The sequence below is a fragment of the Winogradskya humida genome, from assembly GCF_016862215.1.
GTDB lineage: Bacteria > Actinomycetota > Actinomycetes > Mycobacteriales > Micromonosporaceae > Actinoplanes > Actinoplanes humidus.
Genome location: NZ_BOMN01000010.1, coordinates 191,215 through 206,540, shown reverse-complemented (window position 1 = coordinate 206,540; position 15,326 = coordinate 191,215). Strand labels below are relative to the sequence as shown.

The window sequence follows — 15,326 nt, the reverse complement described above, 5'->3', positions numbered from 1 at the left end:
CAAATCCCATGCCCTTCTTCCGTACGCGGAAAGCCCTCGCTCTCGGGCTGACCACAGCCCTCGCCATGGTCGCTGTCCCCGCAGCGTTCGCCGGCCCGGCTGCTCTTGCGAGCTCAGCTGCGCTTGCGAGCTCGGCTGCTTTTGCCGGCTCGGCCGATCAGCAGTTCCGGCGGCTCGCGACCGTTCCGGCGTACCTCAATTCGAGTGTGGACGACGAAGCCGCCGCCGAGATCTCGACGGTGACCGAGGACGGCCGCACCGTGGTCTATACCGACAGCCCGGGTGAACGACTCGGGTTCTTCGACATCACGAACCCGGGCAAGCCGAAGCCCACCGGCACCCTGGCCATGGGCGGCGAGCCGACCTCCGTCGCACACCTCGGCCACCTGCTGCTCGCCGGCGTCAACACCAGCGCGAGCTTCACGAACCCGTCCGGCAAGCTCGTCGTTGTTGACGACCGCACCCGGGCGGTGGTGCGGTCGCTTGACCTCGGCGGCCAGCCGGACTCGGTTGCCGTCGCGCCGAGCGGTCGTTACATCGCCGTCGCGATCGAGAACGAGCGCGATGAAGATGTCAACGACGGCGAGATCCCGCAGGCACCCGCCGGCTATCTCTCCGTGGTCGACACCCGCACCTGGGGCGTCTCCCGTGTCGACCTGACCGGCCTCGCCGAGGTCGCTCCGAGCGACCCGGAACCCGAATACGTCAGCATCAACTCGCGCGACGAGGCCGTGGTCAGCCTCCAGGAGAACAACCACCTGGCGATCGTGTCGCTGGCCAGGCGCAAGGTCACCGCGCACTTCAGCGCCGGGACGGTCACCGTCAACGGCGTGGACACGCTGGATGACGACACCATCTCACTCACCGGGTCGATCACCGCGCGGCGCGAGCCCGACGGCGTCACCTGGCTCGGTGACGATTTGTTCGCGACCGCCAACGAGGGCGACTACGTGGGCGGGTCGCGGGGCTGGAGCATCTTCGACCGCGGCGGCAAGGTCGTCTGGGACGCCGGCAACACCCTCGAGCACCTCGCCGTCCAGCACGGGCTCTACCCGGACAAGCGCTCCGACGCCAAGGGCATCGAGCCGGAGAACGTGGCGTTCGCGCGGTTCGGCGGTGTCCCGTACGTCTTCGTCAACAGCGAGCGCGGCAACTTCACCGCGGTCTATGACGTGTCCTCGCCCAGGTCACCGCGGTTCAAGCAGATCCTGCCGACCACCAACGGGCCTGAGGGCGTGGTCGCCGTACCGTCGCGGAACCTGATCGTCGTCTCCAGCGAGGAGGAGATCCCGGACGCCGGCATCCGCGGGACGGTGCAGATCTACGGCTTCGGGCGCACGGCGGGGGCCTTCCCGTCGATCACCTCACCCCGCACCATCCCGTTCGGTACGCTCTCCGGCCTCTCCGCCGTACCCGGCCACCCGGCGCAGCTCGTGTCGGTGACGGACAGCGCGTACACCCCGACCCGGCTGTTGACCGTGAACGTCACCACCCGGCCGGCATCGATCGTCGGTTCACTGACCGTGACCAAAAACGGCGTCGCCGTCGGTTATGACGCCGAGGGTGTCGCTGCCGTGCGTGACGGTTACTGGCTCGCGGTGGAGGGCTCCGCTTCAACCCCCAATCTGCTCGTACGCCTGAACGCGCGCGGCGCCGTCCAACAGGAGCTCCCGCTCCCCGCCGACGTCGCCGCCGCTGTCACCACGAACGGGCTCGAAGGAATCGCCGTCGCCGGCGACGCCGTGTGGGTCGCCGTCCAGCGGCCGCTCAAGGGGGAGACCACCACGCGCATCGGTCGCTATGCGGGCGGGGTGTGGTCGTGGCTCGCGTACCCGCTGGATGTCGCCCCGACCGGCTGGACCGGCCTGTCCGAACTGGTCGCCGTCGACCGTGACACCTTCGCCGTGATCGAACGCGACAACCAGCGCGGACCCGCCGCCGCGATCAAAAAGATTTACCGCTTCAACGTCCCGTCCACCTGGACCGGCGTCCCAGCCGTCAAGAAGAACCTGGTCAAGGACCTCCTACCCGCCCTGCGCGCGGACAACGGCTGGACCCAGGACAAGGTCGAAGGTCTCGCCATCGCCGGCAACGGCCAGACCTACGCCGTCACGGACAACGACGCCCTCGACGACGCCACCGGCGAAACCGTCTTCCTCCGCCTCGGCCACCTCTTCTGATCCGGCGCGGCCCCGGCACGCCTGACCCTCAGGCGGGTCCGGGGCCGCCTGATCTCTGCCGCCCGGGCTCGCCTGATCTCTGCCGCTCGGGCTCGCCTGATTCATGCTGGGTGGGTGAGTTATCGCCCGCCGATCGACACCGCTCTGGTCCGCAAGCTGGTCGACACGCAGTTTCCGCAATGGGCGGACCTGCCCCTGACCCTGCTCGATCCAGCCGGCTCGGACCACGTGATCCACCGGCTGGGTCCCGCCCTCACGGTCCGGCTGCCCCGCCACGACGGCGCGATCGGCCAGGCCACCAAGGACCTGACCTGGCTGCCCCGCCTGGCCCCGCACCTCCCCCTGACAATTCCGTCCCCGGTAGCGGTCGGCACACCGGACCTCGGATACCCCTGGCCCTGGGCCGTGACCCGCTGGCTCCCCGGCGAGGTCGCCACCACCACCTTGGACACCCCCGAGACCGCCCTGGCCCTGGCGGACTTCCTCCTCGCCCTGCAAGCCATCCCGCCCTCCACCGGCCTGGCTTCCGACCCCTTGTCCGACCGCGACAAATCCTGCCGCGCCAACATCGCCGCCGCGGCCGACACATTCGACGCCGCCGCGCTGACCGAGGTCTGGAACGCCGCCCTCGCGGCCCCCGCCTGGACCAGACCCCCGGTCCTGTTCCACGGCGACTTCCACACCGGCAACCTGCTCACCGAGAACGGCCACCTCACCGCGGTCATCGACTTCGGCGGCCTCGGCGCCGGCGATCCGTCCCCCGACCTCACCATCGCCTTCACCCTCCTCTCAGCGAAAACCCGCCCGATCTTCCGCAACCGCCTCGCCATCGACGACGCCACCTGGGCAAGAGGCCGAGGCTGGTCCCTGGCCGGCGGCATCAACGCTTTCGTCTCCTACGCCCACACCAACCCCCGAATAGCCACCGCCACCACCCGCCAGATCACCGAGACCCTCAAGGGCTAGTCATTCACTCCGATCTGTCCGCGTCTGCGCGGGTCACGACGGCGGCCTTTGCCGTGGTGAGGGTGGTGATGGCGTGTTGGGCGGTGGCGAGGGTGACGTCGGTGCCTGTGGCGTAGGCCTGGGCGAAGGCCGCGTCGCCGAGGGCTTGGCGGGCGGCGGTGGTGATGCGGTGGAGGTCGGGGGTGGAGTGGTCGGTGGCGCCTCGGATCTTGTCGGCGGCGCCGAGGAGGCGGGCTGCTTCGGCGGGGTCGTTGCAGCGGAGGGCGTAGTCGCCGATTGCTGTGAGGACCTGGGCCACCACGGGGGCGTCGACGGCGTCGACTGCGGTTCGGAGGGCGGTTTCGTGGAGGTGGCGGGCGGCGGGGAGGTTGCCGTCCTCGGCCTCGATCAGGGCCTGGGCGGACGTGACCAGGGCCTTGAACTGCGGGGCGAACGTGGCTCTTTCGATCAGGGTCATCGTGCGGGCGGTGCGGGTGCGGGCCTCGTCTAGGTGGCCTTCGGCTCGGGCTAGGGTCGCGTAGCCGAATTCGACCGAGGCCAGAGTGATGGGCTCGCCGATCTCCGCGGCGGTGAGCTGTGCCGCGGCGAGGGCGTGCCGGGCTGCTGCGGGGTCACCGGCGAGGTGGAGGCGGCCGGCGAGCTTGACCTCCATCTGGGGCAGGTCTTCGCGGATGCCGACCTCGCGGACCAGGGCGATCGCCTCACGCTGCCAGGCCACCGCGGCGGTGAAGTCGCCGCGGGCGGCCGCCACGTCGCCGAGGAAACTCAGGGAGAAGCCCATGCCCCAGCGGTCGCCGACGGCGCGGAAGCCGTCGAGCGCCTCGCGCATCTCGGCACGGGCCGTCTCGGCGCTCATCCCGAAGTTGAGCCGCAGCTGGGCGGTGATCATCGTGGCCAGCGCGCGCAGCCACGGGTCCGGGTCGTCGGCGAGCAACTCGATCTCGTTGATCCGGCCGCCCGCTTGGTAGATGGCGGCGAGGGGCCGGAGCAGTCGGAGCACCGGATGCCGCGAATCAGGGCCGGCGCCCCAGCGCTCGGCGGCGAGGAACCAGGCGGTCACCTCTTCGATGGGCGCCGCGCCCTCCAGCCCGTTGAGCGCCATGAAGCAATAGGCGAGCGCCAGATCCTCGCCCGGCACGTCCGCCGGGTCGAGAGCGATCACCTCACGGCTCAGGTAGTAACCCTCGGTGCGATGCCCGCGCAGCCACCAATACCACCCCAGCCGGGCGACGAGGGCTGTCGCGGTCCCGGGATCCCCGGCCTCGATCGCCATGCGCACGGCGGCATGCATGTTGTCGTGCTCCGCGGACAGCCGGCGCAGCCACACCAGCTGATCCGCCGACCTGAGCAGCGGCTCGGCGCGCTCCGCGAGCTCCAGCATGTGCCGGGCATGGGCCAGCCGCACCCGCTCGGTCTCGCCGGCCTCGGCCAGCCGCTCGCGACCGTACTCCCGGATCGTCTCCAGCATCCGGTAGCGGTCGCCGTCGCGGACCAGCAACGACTTGTCGGTCAGCGCCCCGAGCACGGTCACCTCGGAGTCGCACACCCGCTCGGCGGTGGTCACGTCAGCGCCGCCGGGGAAGACCGAGAAGCGCCGCCACAACGCCCGCTCGTCCTCGCCGAGCAGGTCCCAGCTCCAGTCGACAACCGCGCGCAGGGTCTGGTGGCGGGGGAGCGCGGTGCGGCTGCCGGTGGTGAGCAGCCGGAACCGGTCGCCGAGCCGTTCGGCGAGCACCGCGGCGGGAAGGGTGCGCAGCCGGGCCGCGGCGAGCTCGATGGCGAGCGGCATGCCGTCCAGCGCCCGGCAGATCCGGACGACCGCCGCGACGGTCGAGGCGTCCAGGACGAACCCGGGCCCGGCCCGGTCCAGCAGCAACCGCACGGCCGGAGCGGCGCCCACATCCGGAGCGGACTCGTCGGGTGGCAGCGCGAGCGGCTCGACGGCGAAGATTTGCTCGCCGGGGATGGTGAGCGGCTCGCGGCTGGTGGCGAGCACACGCAGGCCGGGCGCGGCTCGCAGCAGGTCGTCGGTGAGAGCGGCGGCCGCGTCGATCAGGTGCTCGCAGTTGTCGAGCACGAGCAGGAGGCGCCTGCCCGACAGCGACTCCCGGAGCCGGGCGACGGGATCCGCGGGCTCGGCGGGCAGCGCAAGACGCACCTGACTGCGCAGGCCGAGTGCGGTGAGCACCGCTTGCGGGACTTCCTCGGGATCGGTGAGCGGGGCCAGCTCGACGCGCCACACGCCGTCGGGATTGCCCGGAGCCAGCGTCGCCGCCGCTTCGACGCCGAGCCGGGTCTTGCCCGAGCCGCCCGGACCGGTCAGCGTCACGAGCCGATGCGCGCCGAGCAGCGCTCGCACCGAAACGAGGTCGTCCTCGCGGCCCACGAAGCTGCTCACCGGCGCCGGCAGGTTGCCGCGCACCCGGGCCGGTTGCCCCCGCAACGTCTCCAGATGCAGCGCGGCGAGTGCGGGGGACGGGTCCGCTCCGAGGCTGTCGGCGAGCCCCGCACGGATGCGCTCGAAAACCTCCAGAGCCCGGCCCGCGTTGCCCGCGGAGACGTGCGCCCGCATCAGCAACGCGGCCAGGTCCTCATGCAGCGGATGGGTCGCGGTCAGGGATTCCAGCTCCGGCACGATATCGGTACGCCCGGAGCGCAGCTCGATCGCGATCCGCTCCTGAGTGGCGTCGAGCCGCAACCGCTCGAGGCGCACCCGATCGGCGCGGAGGGTCTCGGGGAACTCCACCGGGCCACGCCACAAACCCAGCGCACTGCGCAGCAGGGCGGCATCGCGCGCTGCCCGGCCCTGCTCGGCCAGCCGGGTGAAGCGGTGCGCGTCGACCCGGTCGCGATCCAGGTCGAGGCGGTATCCGGTGGGAGCGGTCGAGATGGCGAGCCCGGGTGCCGTCCGGCGCAGTCGTGCGATCAGGGCCTGCAGGGCGCCGCCGGCACTGCCCGGCGGGTCGTCACCCCAGACACCGTCGATCAACCGGGCGGCCGGGATGATGCGGCCCGCCTCGAGCGCGAGCATGATCAGCAGGGTCCGCAGCCGCGCTCCCGCGACCGGCACGGGCTGGCCCGTGCCGGAGCGCAGCTCGACCTGGCCGAGCACCCCGATGTCCATGCGCCAGATTCTGCTCCCCGGCCGCCGATCGGCGCTCGCCTGACTTTCCAGCCTGTGGATAACTTTTTCAGCGGCCGGCGGGCGGGATCCGGACCACGATCGAGCCGGCCGCGCGGTCGTGTACGCCGCGTTGTTTGTCGTTCATGATCAGGGCGGGGATGAAGAGCGCCAGCAGGACGGCGCGGAGCAGGGCTTTCGGGAGGCCGAGGGCGCCGCCGTCGAAGATCGAGACGCAGCGCATGCGGGCCAGGAACATGCCGGGGGTCTGTCCGAACAGGCCGATGAAGAACGTGTTCACGATGATCAGCAGGACCACCGGGGGCCAGGGGACCACGCGGGGATCGGCGTAGAAGCTGGCGATCACATTGCAGAGCGCCCAGTCGATCAGGAGCGCGGCGAGGCGGCGGAGGAAGCCGCCCGGTTCCATGCTGGTCGGGTCGGTTGCACGATCGGGGTTGCCGTTGCTGCGTGTCGCCACGGATCATGAGGGTAATCGGAGCGCTCGTGGGCGATGCTGTGGGCGTACCCGTCGCTTGGATTTGGGTCTCTCAAGAGCCTGACCGGCGATAGGGTCTGGTTGGCCGCGCGCGAATCACAGGCTCCGTAACACGGCGGAAACAATAGGGATACGCCTGGGCAACCGCCGGGGCCTAGCGTCGCAGACCAGCCTAGCCACCGTGGCGGCCGACGCCGCCTCGCGTAATTGAAGAAATCTGTGCCAGGAGGACGTGTGTTCGCCAATCCCGAGGAACTCCTGCGATACCTCAAAGATGAGGACGTCAAGTTCGTCGACGTACGTTTCTGTGACCTTCCCGGCGTGATGCAGCACTTCAACATGCCGGTGGAATCGTTCGACGACAGTGTCATCACCGACGGCCTCGCCTTCGACGGATCCTCGATCCGCGGGTTCCAGGCCATCCACGAGTCCGACATGATGCTCCTGCCGGACGTCAACACGGCCTTCATCGACCCGTTCCGGATCCAGAAGACCCTGGCGCTCAACTTCTTCATCCACGACCCGTTCACGCGTGAGGCCTACTCCCGTGACCCGCGGAACGTGGCCAAGAAGGCCGAGACCTACCTGGCGGCCAGCGGCATCGCCGACACCGCCTTCTTCGGCGCCGAGGCGGAGTTCTACATCTTCGACTCGATCCGCCACGAGACCTCCGCCAACCAGGCCTTCTACTACATCGACTCGGTCGAGGGCGCCTGGAACAGCGGCAAGGACGAAGAGGGTGGCAACCGCGGTTACAAGACCGCTTACAAGGGCGGCTACTTCCCCGTCTCGCCGCTCGACCACTACTCCGACCTGCGTGACGCCATGGTGCGCCGGCTGATCGACTCCGGCTTCATCGTCGAGCGCTCGCACCACGAGGTCGGCACCGCGGGCCAGGCCGAGATCAACTACAAGTTCTCGACGCTGCTGCACGCCGGCGACCAGATGCAGATGTTCAAGTACATCATCAAGAACACCGCCTGGGAGCACGGCAAGACCGCGACGTTCATGCCCAAGCCGCTCTTCGGGGACAACGGCTCCGGCATGCACACCCACCAGAGCCTCTGGCTGGGCGGCGAGCCGCTGTTCTACGACGAGACCGGTTACGCCGGCCTGTCGGACATGGCCCGCTGGTACATCGGCGGCCTGCTGCACCACGCGCCGTCGCTGCTCGCGTTCACCAACCCGACCGTCAACTCCTACCGGCGCCTGGTGCCCGGCTACGAGGCCCCGGTCAACCTGGTCTACTCGCAGCGCAACCGCTCCGCCTGCACCCGCATCCCGGTGACGGGCAGCAACCCCAAGGCGAAGCGCATCGAGTTCCGCGTCCCGGACCCGTCGTCGAACCCGTACCTCGCGTTCTCCGCGCAGATGATGGCCGGCCTCGACGGCATCAAGAACAAGATCGAGCCCCCGGCCCCGATCGACAAGGACCTCTACGACCTCCCGCCGGAGGAGTGGGGCAGCGTCAAGCAGGTCCCGGGCTCGCTCGACGCGGTCCTCGACTCGCTCGAGGCGGACAACGACTTCCTCACCGCGGGCGGCGTCTTCACGCCGGACCTCATCTCCACCTGGATCGACTACAAGCGCACCAACGAGATCGACCCGGTGCGCCTGCGTCCGACCCCGCACGAGTTCGAGATGTACTACAACGTCTGATCCATTGACGCTGTGAAAACGGCGGTCACGCCCGGCTCCGGCCGGCGTGGCCGCCGTTTCGTGTTCGGGCACGGCGATCGGGCCGGACCCACGAGCAGGCGACGGGGAGACATCGCATGGCAGTCATCGGCACCGCCCGGGACGTGGATTGGCTCGTCGGGCAGACCGTGCCCGGGCGGACGGTCACCACGGCGATCCCGCGGATCTTCGAGGATTACGCCACGGTCGAGCGTCCCGCCGACGTGTCGATCACCGAACACGAGCGGGCCGTTGTTGCCGAGGTCACCCGGTATGGCGGCGGGCAGCCGTGGTGGCTGGGTTTTCTCGAGACCGGTGCGCACGATGTCGTTTTCGGCGAGGCTCCGCGGGTGTTGCTCTACTGGGAGTGGCCGTACGTTCTGGTTCAGGGCGGGCCCGGGGAGGCGCTCACCTGGCGCACCGGTCACATGCGCGACGGTGGTGGTGCGCTGCCCGATCTGTTCTTTCCCGTGGACCGGTCGTGGCTGGTCTCGGCGCTCTGGGACGATGATTACAGCTGCGTGGGCGGCCCGGCCGGGCTGATCGAGAGCCTCCAGCGGAACCCGTCGGTGAACGCCCGGCGGGTCACGCCCGACGAGGAGATCGCCCATGACTGAGCGTCCTGCGGCTGAGAGCGCGACGGCTGGGAGGGGGACGGCTGGGAGGGTGACGGCTGGGAGTGCGGACTTGGCCGGTCTGCGGATCAAGGGCGCGGACGGCGAGCTGGACGCGATCGCCTCGCTCGTCGAGCTGGCCGGCGAGCGAGGAGACCTGGACGTATTGCGCCGCCTCGCCGCCGCAGGCAGCCCCGACGCGGCCGACGAGCTGCGCCGCCTCGCCGGCGCAGGCAGTCATGGCGCCGAGGAGGGGCTTACCGGGGAGGCGTAGGGGGTCCGATGCCGAGCCGGTCGAGGGCGGATTGCGCGACGCTCCAGTGCCACGAGCACATGGCGCGGCCGTCGGGGGTGCGGCCCTGGTAGCGGTCGATGCGGACCTCGCCGATGCGGAAGGGGTCCCAGTCGATGCCCCAGCCGCGCAGTCAGCGTTCCCAGGCCCGCCTGTCCTGCCAGGAGACGTCGCCCTGGACCGACAGGAACACCACCCACTGCGTCTGCTTCATGCATGAAGGTTAACGTCCCGGGGGAAGGGATTTAAGATGACGACTTGGAGCTCCGAGGAGCTGACCGCGATCGGTGACGCGGACGAACTCAGGATCGCGTCGCGGCGCACGGACGGGACGCTCCGGGCGTACGTCATCATCTGGGTGGTGCGGTTTGGTGATGATCTTTATGTCCGGTCCGCTTATGGCTCGGACAATCCGTGGTTCCGCCGGGCGAAGGCGAGCGGCGCCGGGCGCATCCAGGCAGGTGGGGTCGAGCGCGACGTGGCGTTCGGCGAGGCTGCCCCCGGTGTCCACGACGAGATCGACAAGGCCTACCACCTCAAGTACGACAGGTACGGCGCCAAGATCGTGAATACCGTTGTGGGCCCGCAAGCCGCGGCGGTGACCGTCAGACTGCTACCGGCGTGATGAACGGGCGGGACCGCAACCGGGCGGCGTCGGTTCCGGGCGGGGCGCCGAACATCCGGCGGTATTCGCGGCTGAACTGCGAAGGGCTCTCGTAGCCGACCGCGTATCCCACGGTGGCCACGTCGTGCGTGCCGGCGAGCAACCGGCTGCGGGCTTCCTGCAGCCGGATCTGTTTCTGGTACTGGATCGGTGTCAGCGTCGTCACCGAGCGGAAGTGCCGGTGGAACGATGTCACGCTCATCCCGGCGACCCGGGCGGCGTCCTCGACCCGGAACAGGTCGGCGTAGTTGCCGCGGATCCAGCCGATCGCCCGGCTGATCTGGGCCAGGCGACTGTCGGCGAGACCGATCTGGCGCACCGTCGCACCCTGCTCACCGGTGATCAGCCGCCAGTGGATCTCCCGCTCGATCGCCTCGGCGAGGACGGGGATGTCGTTGGGGCGATCAAGCAGCCGTACCAGGCGTACAACAGGATCTGTCAGGTCTTCGGGAGCCCGGCTGACGGCAATTGCCGGACCACCCTCGGCGGTGGGGCCCGGTGCCGAGGCGAGCAGCAGCGAGGCGATCAGCGCGGGCTTCAGTCGCAGCCCGAACACCATGTAGGGCGCCTCCACCACGTGCGCCGCGACCGGCAGCTCCACCGACACGACCAGGTATTCCCCGGCGCCGTAGTAGAACTCGGTGTCACCCACGACCGTCCGCTTGCGGCCCTGCGCCACCAGCGCGAACACCGGGTCGGCGACGACCGGCATCGGCTCCGTCTCGGTCTGCGACGTGCTGATCACCACCGATGGCAGCAGCGTCTGACCGGCGTGGCGCCCCAGCAGCCGGCGAAGTTCGTCCATGACTCGATGCTGCCAACTTTGGCAGGATCGGGCAAGGCGATGGCAGCATCGATCTAACGCCGGGAGCGGTGGCGCGGCTGTAATCGAGACATGCCACTTGACTCCTACATCTCGCTGGGGCGCTCCGGTCTGCGGGTCAGCCCCTTCACCCTCGGCGCCATGACGTTCGGCGAGGACAACGGGTGGGGCTGCTCGCCCGCGGAAGCCGACGCGATGATCAGCGAATATCTCGGCCGGGGCGGCAACTTCATCGACACCGCGAACATCTACACCAACGGTCACTCCGAAGCGATCGTCGGTGACTACCTCGCCGCCCGGCCCGGCCTGCGCGACCGCGTCGTCATCGGGACCAAGTTCGTCGGCAACCTCTGGCCGGGCGACCCCAACGGCGGCGGCGCCGGTCGTAAGGGGGTCGTCCAGCAGGCCGAGGAGTCGCTGCGCCGGCTCCGCACGGACTACATCGACGTCTACTGGCTGCACCAATGGGACCGCGCCGCGCCCGTCGAGGAGACCATGCGGGCGCTCGACGATCTTGTCACCGCCGGCAAGATCCGCTACGTCGGCCTCTCCGACCTGCCCGCCTGGAAGGTCACCGAGGCGCAGCTCATCGCCGCCTTCCGCGGTTGGAGCCCGGCGATCGCGCTGCAGGTCGAATACTCACTTCTCGCACGTACCGTCGAAGGCGAACATCTGCCGATGGCAGATCAGCTGGGTTTGGGCGTCATGCCCTGGAGTCCGCTCCGCAACGGCTTCCTGACAGGCAAATTTGACCGTACGCCCGGAGCGCGCCCCGACTCGTTACGAACCGGACTCGTGGGCGAGCCGAGCCCCGCGGACTTCGACGTGATCGACGTGCTGCTCGCCGTGGCCTCCGAGGCGGCGGTCACTCCGGCCGCGGCCGCGCTGAGCTGGGTCCAGAACCGGCCCGGTGTCGCATCGACGCTGATCGGAGCGCGTCACCTCGCCCAGCTCAAGACCAATCTTGATGCCATTGACGTACGCCTCACCGCACAGCAGATCGCGACGCTCGACGAGGTGTCGGCGCCGCGATTGAACTTCCCTGCTGACTACACGCCGCTCGCACGCGACCTGACCTTCGCCGGCACCACGGTCGACGGGGTTCCGTCATCCGTCACGCCGTTGCTCCGGCACAGCCCTACCCGGTACTGACCCGCTTTTCAGCGGGGTCGCTGCTGGCGGCCCATGCCCTTCGAGGGGCGCATGTTCTTCGGGATGGCGCCCTTGGGCATCTGCGGGCGGGCGAACAGCGCGCCGAGACGCTTGTCGAGGGCGTTGACGTCCTTGCCCGTGAGGTTGCGGGGCAGCCGCATCACCGTCGTGCGCAGCTTGCGGATCGGGAGCTCACCCTCTTCGGTGCCGATCAGGAAGTCGTACATCGGGGCGCTGCCGATGACCTTGGAGAGGCGGCGCTTCTCCTGGCCCATCAGCGAGCGGACGCGCTGTGGCTGCCCCTCGCCGAGCAGGATCACGCCGGGGCGCCCGATCACAATGTGGATCATGTCGAACTGGGTGGTCGAGCTCGCCGCGGGGCGGACCCGCCAGTCACCGCGCAGGTTCTCGACGATCGAGGCCGCGGCGCCGGGCTGACCCTCGGCGGCGTTCATCATGGCCGCGTTCGACCGGAGGTTGAGCACGATCAGGGCGGCCAGCAGCGCCACCATGATGCCGATCGGGATGTAGATCCAGCCCAGGCCCAGCAGCAGGAGCAGCACGGCCACCGCGAGCGGGAGCAGCACCGCCGCGACCAGCAGTGGCACGAACCACTTGTCCTGCTTTGCCGTAAATGCGAATACCTGACCGATCTGCTTCAGGCGTTCGAAAAACGACACCTTCTCCGGGGGCTTTGCCATACCCGAAAGTGTAAGGGTCGCCGTGGTGTCGTAGCGGGGCAGGACCCCGCTCCTCTCCACCGGACTTCTGGACGGTGGGAGCCTGCGTGACGTGCCATTCGTGCTGGGGACACTTCCGTCTGCGAAAGGGTCGATGTGATGGATTCGCAGGCTCGGATCAGAGCGGCGATCGAGGAGCACTGGCGGGCATCGGAGCTCGGCGAGTCCGAGGCGGAGCACGCCATCTACGCCGAGGACGCGATCCTCGACTATCCCCAGTCGGGCGAACGTTTCCGGGGCCGCGCGACGATTCTCGCGCAACGCGGCGGGCACCCGGCCAGCCGGCACTTCACCGTGCTCCGCATCTCGGGCAGCGGCACCTTCTGGGTCAGCGAATGCATCATCACGTACGACGGTGTGCCCACCCACTCGGTGAGCCTCATGGAGTTCGCCGGGTCCCAGGTGACGCACGAGACCCAGTACTTCGCGGACCCGTTCGGTGCACCCGCGTGGCGGGCAGCACTCGCCGAGCCGATGCCGGGCCGGGACATCCTCAGAGCCTGAGGCCGGAGCAGTGGGTGATGGTGGCGTCATCCGGCTTCGTCCCGTCACGGGCCTCTGCCCGGCGGACCCGGGAGATGATCTCGGCGGGGCCGGTCGCGTCCAGGACGGCCATGACCTCCGCCCAGGAAGCCAGCCCGAAATGGTCCACGATGCGGCTGGCCCCGTTGCTGAGCAGGGCGACGCTGCGCAGACTCCCGACGGGCGAGCTGCCGGTGATCGCCTCACTTGCCGCGCCCGGATCGTCCTTGGCCAGCCAGAACCCGCCAGGTTGGTTCCGGTTGGCGCGTAAGGCACGCAGGATCCGGTGATGGTCGGCGCTGCCTTCGGGCACGGTCTCAAGCTTTGCCTGGTACGCGCGACTGATCGTCACCTCGCGCGGGTCGGTGATCACGAGCGGGGCGCCTTCCACCCGATCGAGGATCACGTACGTGTCGCCGAGGACCAGGTATTCCGCCAGGCCGGCTGACAGGCGCAGGATGCCCACGGACGCTGACGGGCTGATGGGGTCGGTGACGTCGCAGGTGTCCCGATGCTCGGAGGTCACCCGCTCGACAGCGTCCGCGAGCGCCTCCGGCAGGGCCCGGCCCGGCGCGAGTGCCAGCAGCCCGAGCAGGGTGCCGCCCAGCCGCGTGGCGTACCAGGCCACGCCGTGCCGGCAGACGTCTTCGGTGCCCGGGATGCCGGCCCCGTCGATCAGGACCGCAGCGTCGGGCACCGCGCCGGTGAAGTCCTCGTTGACCCGGCCGGGCCGCGCCGCCGTGCTGGCCATTGATACCCACATGCCGTCCAGCCTCCCGCTACGAGCCGGGAAATGCATCGGCGATGGCCTATCATCGGGGGCCCATGATCATGGCATTCTCGGGGTTCGCGCTCATCGGGGCCATCGTGCTCGTCGGGTGGGCTGTCCGGCGCTGGGCGGGGCTTCCCGAGAACGCGGAAGCCGTGTTCGGGCGGCTGGTCTATCTGGTGCTCGCACCGTGTCTGCTCTTCACCGGGGTGGCGACGGCTGACCTGCATCTGCTGTTCAGCGAGCCACTGATCATCTCTACCGCGGCCGCGTTCGCCTGTTTCGGGCTCTTCGCCGTTGTGGTGCGGCGGCTGGACCGGGGCGCCACCATTCTCGGGGCGATGGCCAGTGGGTACACGAATGCGAACTACATCGGTATTCCGGTGGCTACCTACGTGCTTGGCGATGCCACTCTGGTCGTACCCATCGTCATGTTGCAGCTCTTGTTCTTGGCTCCGGTTACTTTGGCATTGCTCGAGGTGGTGACGACGGGGCATGCGTCGTGGCGGGCCGCGATGGCCGGGCCGTTGCGGAATCCGCTGATCGTCGCCGTGTTGCTCGGCATGGTGGTTTCGGTAACCGGGATAACGCTGCCCGCCGTGATCGCGGACCCGATCGACACCATCGGCCAGGCTGCCGTGCCGGTCGTACTGATCACCTTTGGAATGTCGCTGTCGGGCACGCGTGTTCTCGGACCGGGGCCCGAACGGTTCGCCACTGTCGTCGCGGTGGTGCTCAAGACCGTGGCCATGCCTCTGGTCGCATTTCTGCTGGCCGTCACGGTCGGCCTGAGTCGCGACGAAACCTATGCCGTTACGGTTCTGGCCGCGCTGCCCACGGCTCAGAACGTCTTTCTGCACGCCCAGCGCTTCAACGCCGGGCTCATTCTCATCCGCGATACGATTCTGCTCTCGACGATCTGTTGCGTTCCGGTCATGCTGCTGCTCGCGGTGGTTTTCGCTCGTTGACGTCCAGGGCGTCGAGGACCGCTTCGCCGTTCTCCCGCGCCCATTCGGTGAGCATGTGGATCGGGTCGATCAGCGTCGCGCCGAGTGGGGTGAGCTCGTACTCGACGCGGGGCGGCACTTCGGCGTACGCATGACGGTTGACCAGGCCGTGCAACTCCAGTCGCCGGAGCGTCTGAGTGAGAACCTTGCGGGAGATGCCGCCGATCAGCTCGGCCAGCTCACCGTGGCGCACCGGGCCGTCGCTCAGGCCGTAGAGCACGACCGCCGTCCACTTGTCGGCGATCAGCTCAACCGTCAACCGGGCCGGGCAGTCGGCAAGAAAGGGACTTTCCACGGCGC

15 protein-coding genes are annotated in these 15,326 nt (G+C 69.2%); 9 read left to right on the top strand and 6 right to left on the bottom strand.

Going from position 1 to position 15,326, the window contains the following annotated elements; genetic code table 11:
* Window positions 1-8 precede the first annotated feature (8 nt).
* Together Ahu01nite_RS03580 and Ahu01nite_RS03575 are read left to right on the top strand one after the other, a co-directional pair.
* Window positions 9-2,180: an esterase-like activity of phytase family protein gene (locus Ahu01nite_RS03580; RefSeq protein ID WP_239158590.1), complete on the top strand. Its 2,172-nt coding sequence runs from the start codon at window positions 9-11 to the stop codon at window positions 2,178-2,180.
* A gap of 114 nt (window positions 2,181-2,294) precedes the next feature.
* Window positions 2,295-3,146 (top strand): aminoglycoside phosphotransferase family protein, encoded by an 852-nt coding sequence (locus Ahu01nite_RS03575; RefSeq protein ID WP_203834899.1) that lies wholly within the window; start codon window positions 2,295-2,297, stop codon window positions 3,144-3,146.
* A gap of 4 nt (window positions 3,147-3,150) precedes the next feature.
* Here Ahu01nite_RS03575 and Ahu01nite_RS03570 read toward each other — a convergent pair whose 3' ends face one another.
* Together Ahu01nite_RS03570 and Ahu01nite_RS03565 are read right to left on the bottom strand one after the other, a co-directional pair.
* Entirely contained in the window at window positions 3,151-6,270 is a 3,120-nt protein-coding gene (locus tag Ahu01nite_RS03570) for an AfsR/SARP family transcriptional regulator (RefSeq protein WP_203834898.1), read from the bottom strand.
* Between the two features lie 67 nt (window positions 6,271-6,337).
* Window positions 6,338-6,697, bottom strand: coding sequence for an RDD family protein (locus Ahu01nite_RS03565; RefSeq protein ID WP_203834953.1), 360 nt, complete (start codon window positions 6,695-6,697; stop codon window positions 6,338-6,340).
* 303 nt (window positions 6,698-7,000) lie between these two features.
* Between Ahu01nite_RS03565 and glnA the strand changes: the two genes are divergently transcribed.
* The 4 genes from glnA (at window position 7,001) to Ahu01nite_RS03545 (ending at window position 9,974) form a co-directional block, all read left to right on the top strand.
* Complete coding sequence (glnA, locus tag Ahu01nite_RS03560; protein WP_203834897.1) at window positions 7,001-8,425, top strand: type I glutamate--ammonia ligase; 1,425 nt, start codon at window positions 7,001-7,003, stop codon at window positions 8,423-8,425.
* 116 nt (window positions 8,426-8,541) lie between these two features.
* Window positions 8,542-9,060, top strand: coding sequence for a hypothetical protein (locus tag Ahu01nite_RS50145; protein ID WP_239158588.1), 519 nt, complete (start codon window positions 8,542-8,544; stop codon window positions 9,058-9,060).
* 70 nt (window positions 9,061-9,130) lie between these two features.
* Window positions 9,131-9,331 (top strand): hypothetical protein, encoded by a 201-nt coding sequence (locus Ahu01nite_RS03550; RefSeq protein WP_203834896.1) that lies wholly within the window; start codon window positions 9,131-9,133, stop codon window positions 9,329-9,331.
* 268 nt (window positions 9,332-9,599) lie between these two features.
* Window positions 9,600-9,974 carry a DUF2255 family protein gene (locus Ahu01nite_RS03545; protein ID WP_203834895.1) on the top strand — a complete coding sequence of 125 codons (375 nt, stop codon included), beginning with the start codon at window positions 9,600-9,602 and terminating at the stop codon, window positions 9,972-9,974.
* Here the strand turns inward: Ahu01nite_RS03545 and Ahu01nite_RS03540 are convergent.
* Entirely contained in the window at window positions 9,955-10,818 is an 864-nt protein-coding gene (locus Ahu01nite_RS03540) for an AraC family transcriptional regulator (RefSeq protein ID WP_203834894.1), read from the bottom strand. The two genes, Ahu01nite_RS03545 and Ahu01nite_RS03540, sit on opposite strands and share 20 nt — an antisense overlap.
* 90 nt (window positions 10,819-10,908) lie before the next feature.
* On the opposite strand from Ahu01nite_RS03540, the gene Ahu01nite_RS03535 reads away from it, so the two are divergent.
* Entirely contained in the window at window positions 10,909-11,988 is a 1,080-nt protein-coding gene (locus tag Ahu01nite_RS03535; RefSeq protein WP_203834893.1) for an aldo/keto reductase, read from the top strand.
* Window positions 11,989-11,996: 8 nt separating this feature from the next.
* Here the strand turns inward: Ahu01nite_RS03535 and Ahu01nite_RS03530 are convergent, their stop codons facing one another.
* Window positions 11,997-12,689, bottom strand: a complete 693-nt coding sequence (locus Ahu01nite_RS03530) for a DUF4191 domain-containing protein (RefSeq protein ID WP_203834892.1) — start codon at window positions 12,687-12,689, stop codon at window positions 11,997-11,999.
* A 138-nt stretch (window positions 12,690-12,827) separates the two neighbouring features.
* Between Ahu01nite_RS03530 and Ahu01nite_RS03525 the strand changes: the two genes are divergently transcribed.
* On the top strand, window positions 12,828-13,232 hold the full coding sequence (locus Ahu01nite_RS03525; protein ID WP_203834891.1) for a nuclear transport factor 2 family protein: 405 nt from the start codon (window positions 12,828-12,830) through the stop codon (window positions 13,230-13,232).
* Here Ahu01nite_RS03525 and Ahu01nite_RS03520 read toward each other — a convergent pair.
* Window positions 13,222-14,013: a hypothetical protein gene (locus Ahu01nite_RS03520; protein WP_239158587.1), complete on the bottom strand. Its 792-nt coding sequence runs from the start codon at window positions 14,011-14,013 to the stop codon at window positions 13,222-13,224. The two genes, Ahu01nite_RS03525 and Ahu01nite_RS03520, sit on opposite strands and share 11 nt — an antisense overlap.
* 62 nt (window positions 14,014-14,075) lie before the next feature.
* Here Ahu01nite_RS03520 and Ahu01nite_RS03515 point away from each other — a divergent pair, with 62 nt between their 5' ends.
* Entirely contained in the window at window positions 14,076-14,987 is a 912-nt protein-coding gene (locus Ahu01nite_RS03515; RefSeq protein WP_203834890.1) for an AEC family transporter, read from the top strand.
* Here the strand turns inward: Ahu01nite_RS03515 and Ahu01nite_RS03510 are convergent.
* Window positions 14,953-15,321 carry a winged helix-turn-helix transcriptional regulator gene (locus tag Ahu01nite_RS03510; RefSeq protein ID WP_203834889.1) on the bottom strand — a complete coding sequence of 123 codons (369 nt, stop codon included), beginning with the start codon at window positions 15,319-15,321 and terminating at the stop codon, window positions 14,953-14,955. The genes Ahu01nite_RS03515 and Ahu01nite_RS03510 overlap by 35 nt on opposite strands.
* Window positions 15,322-15,326: the final 5 nt, after the last annotated feature.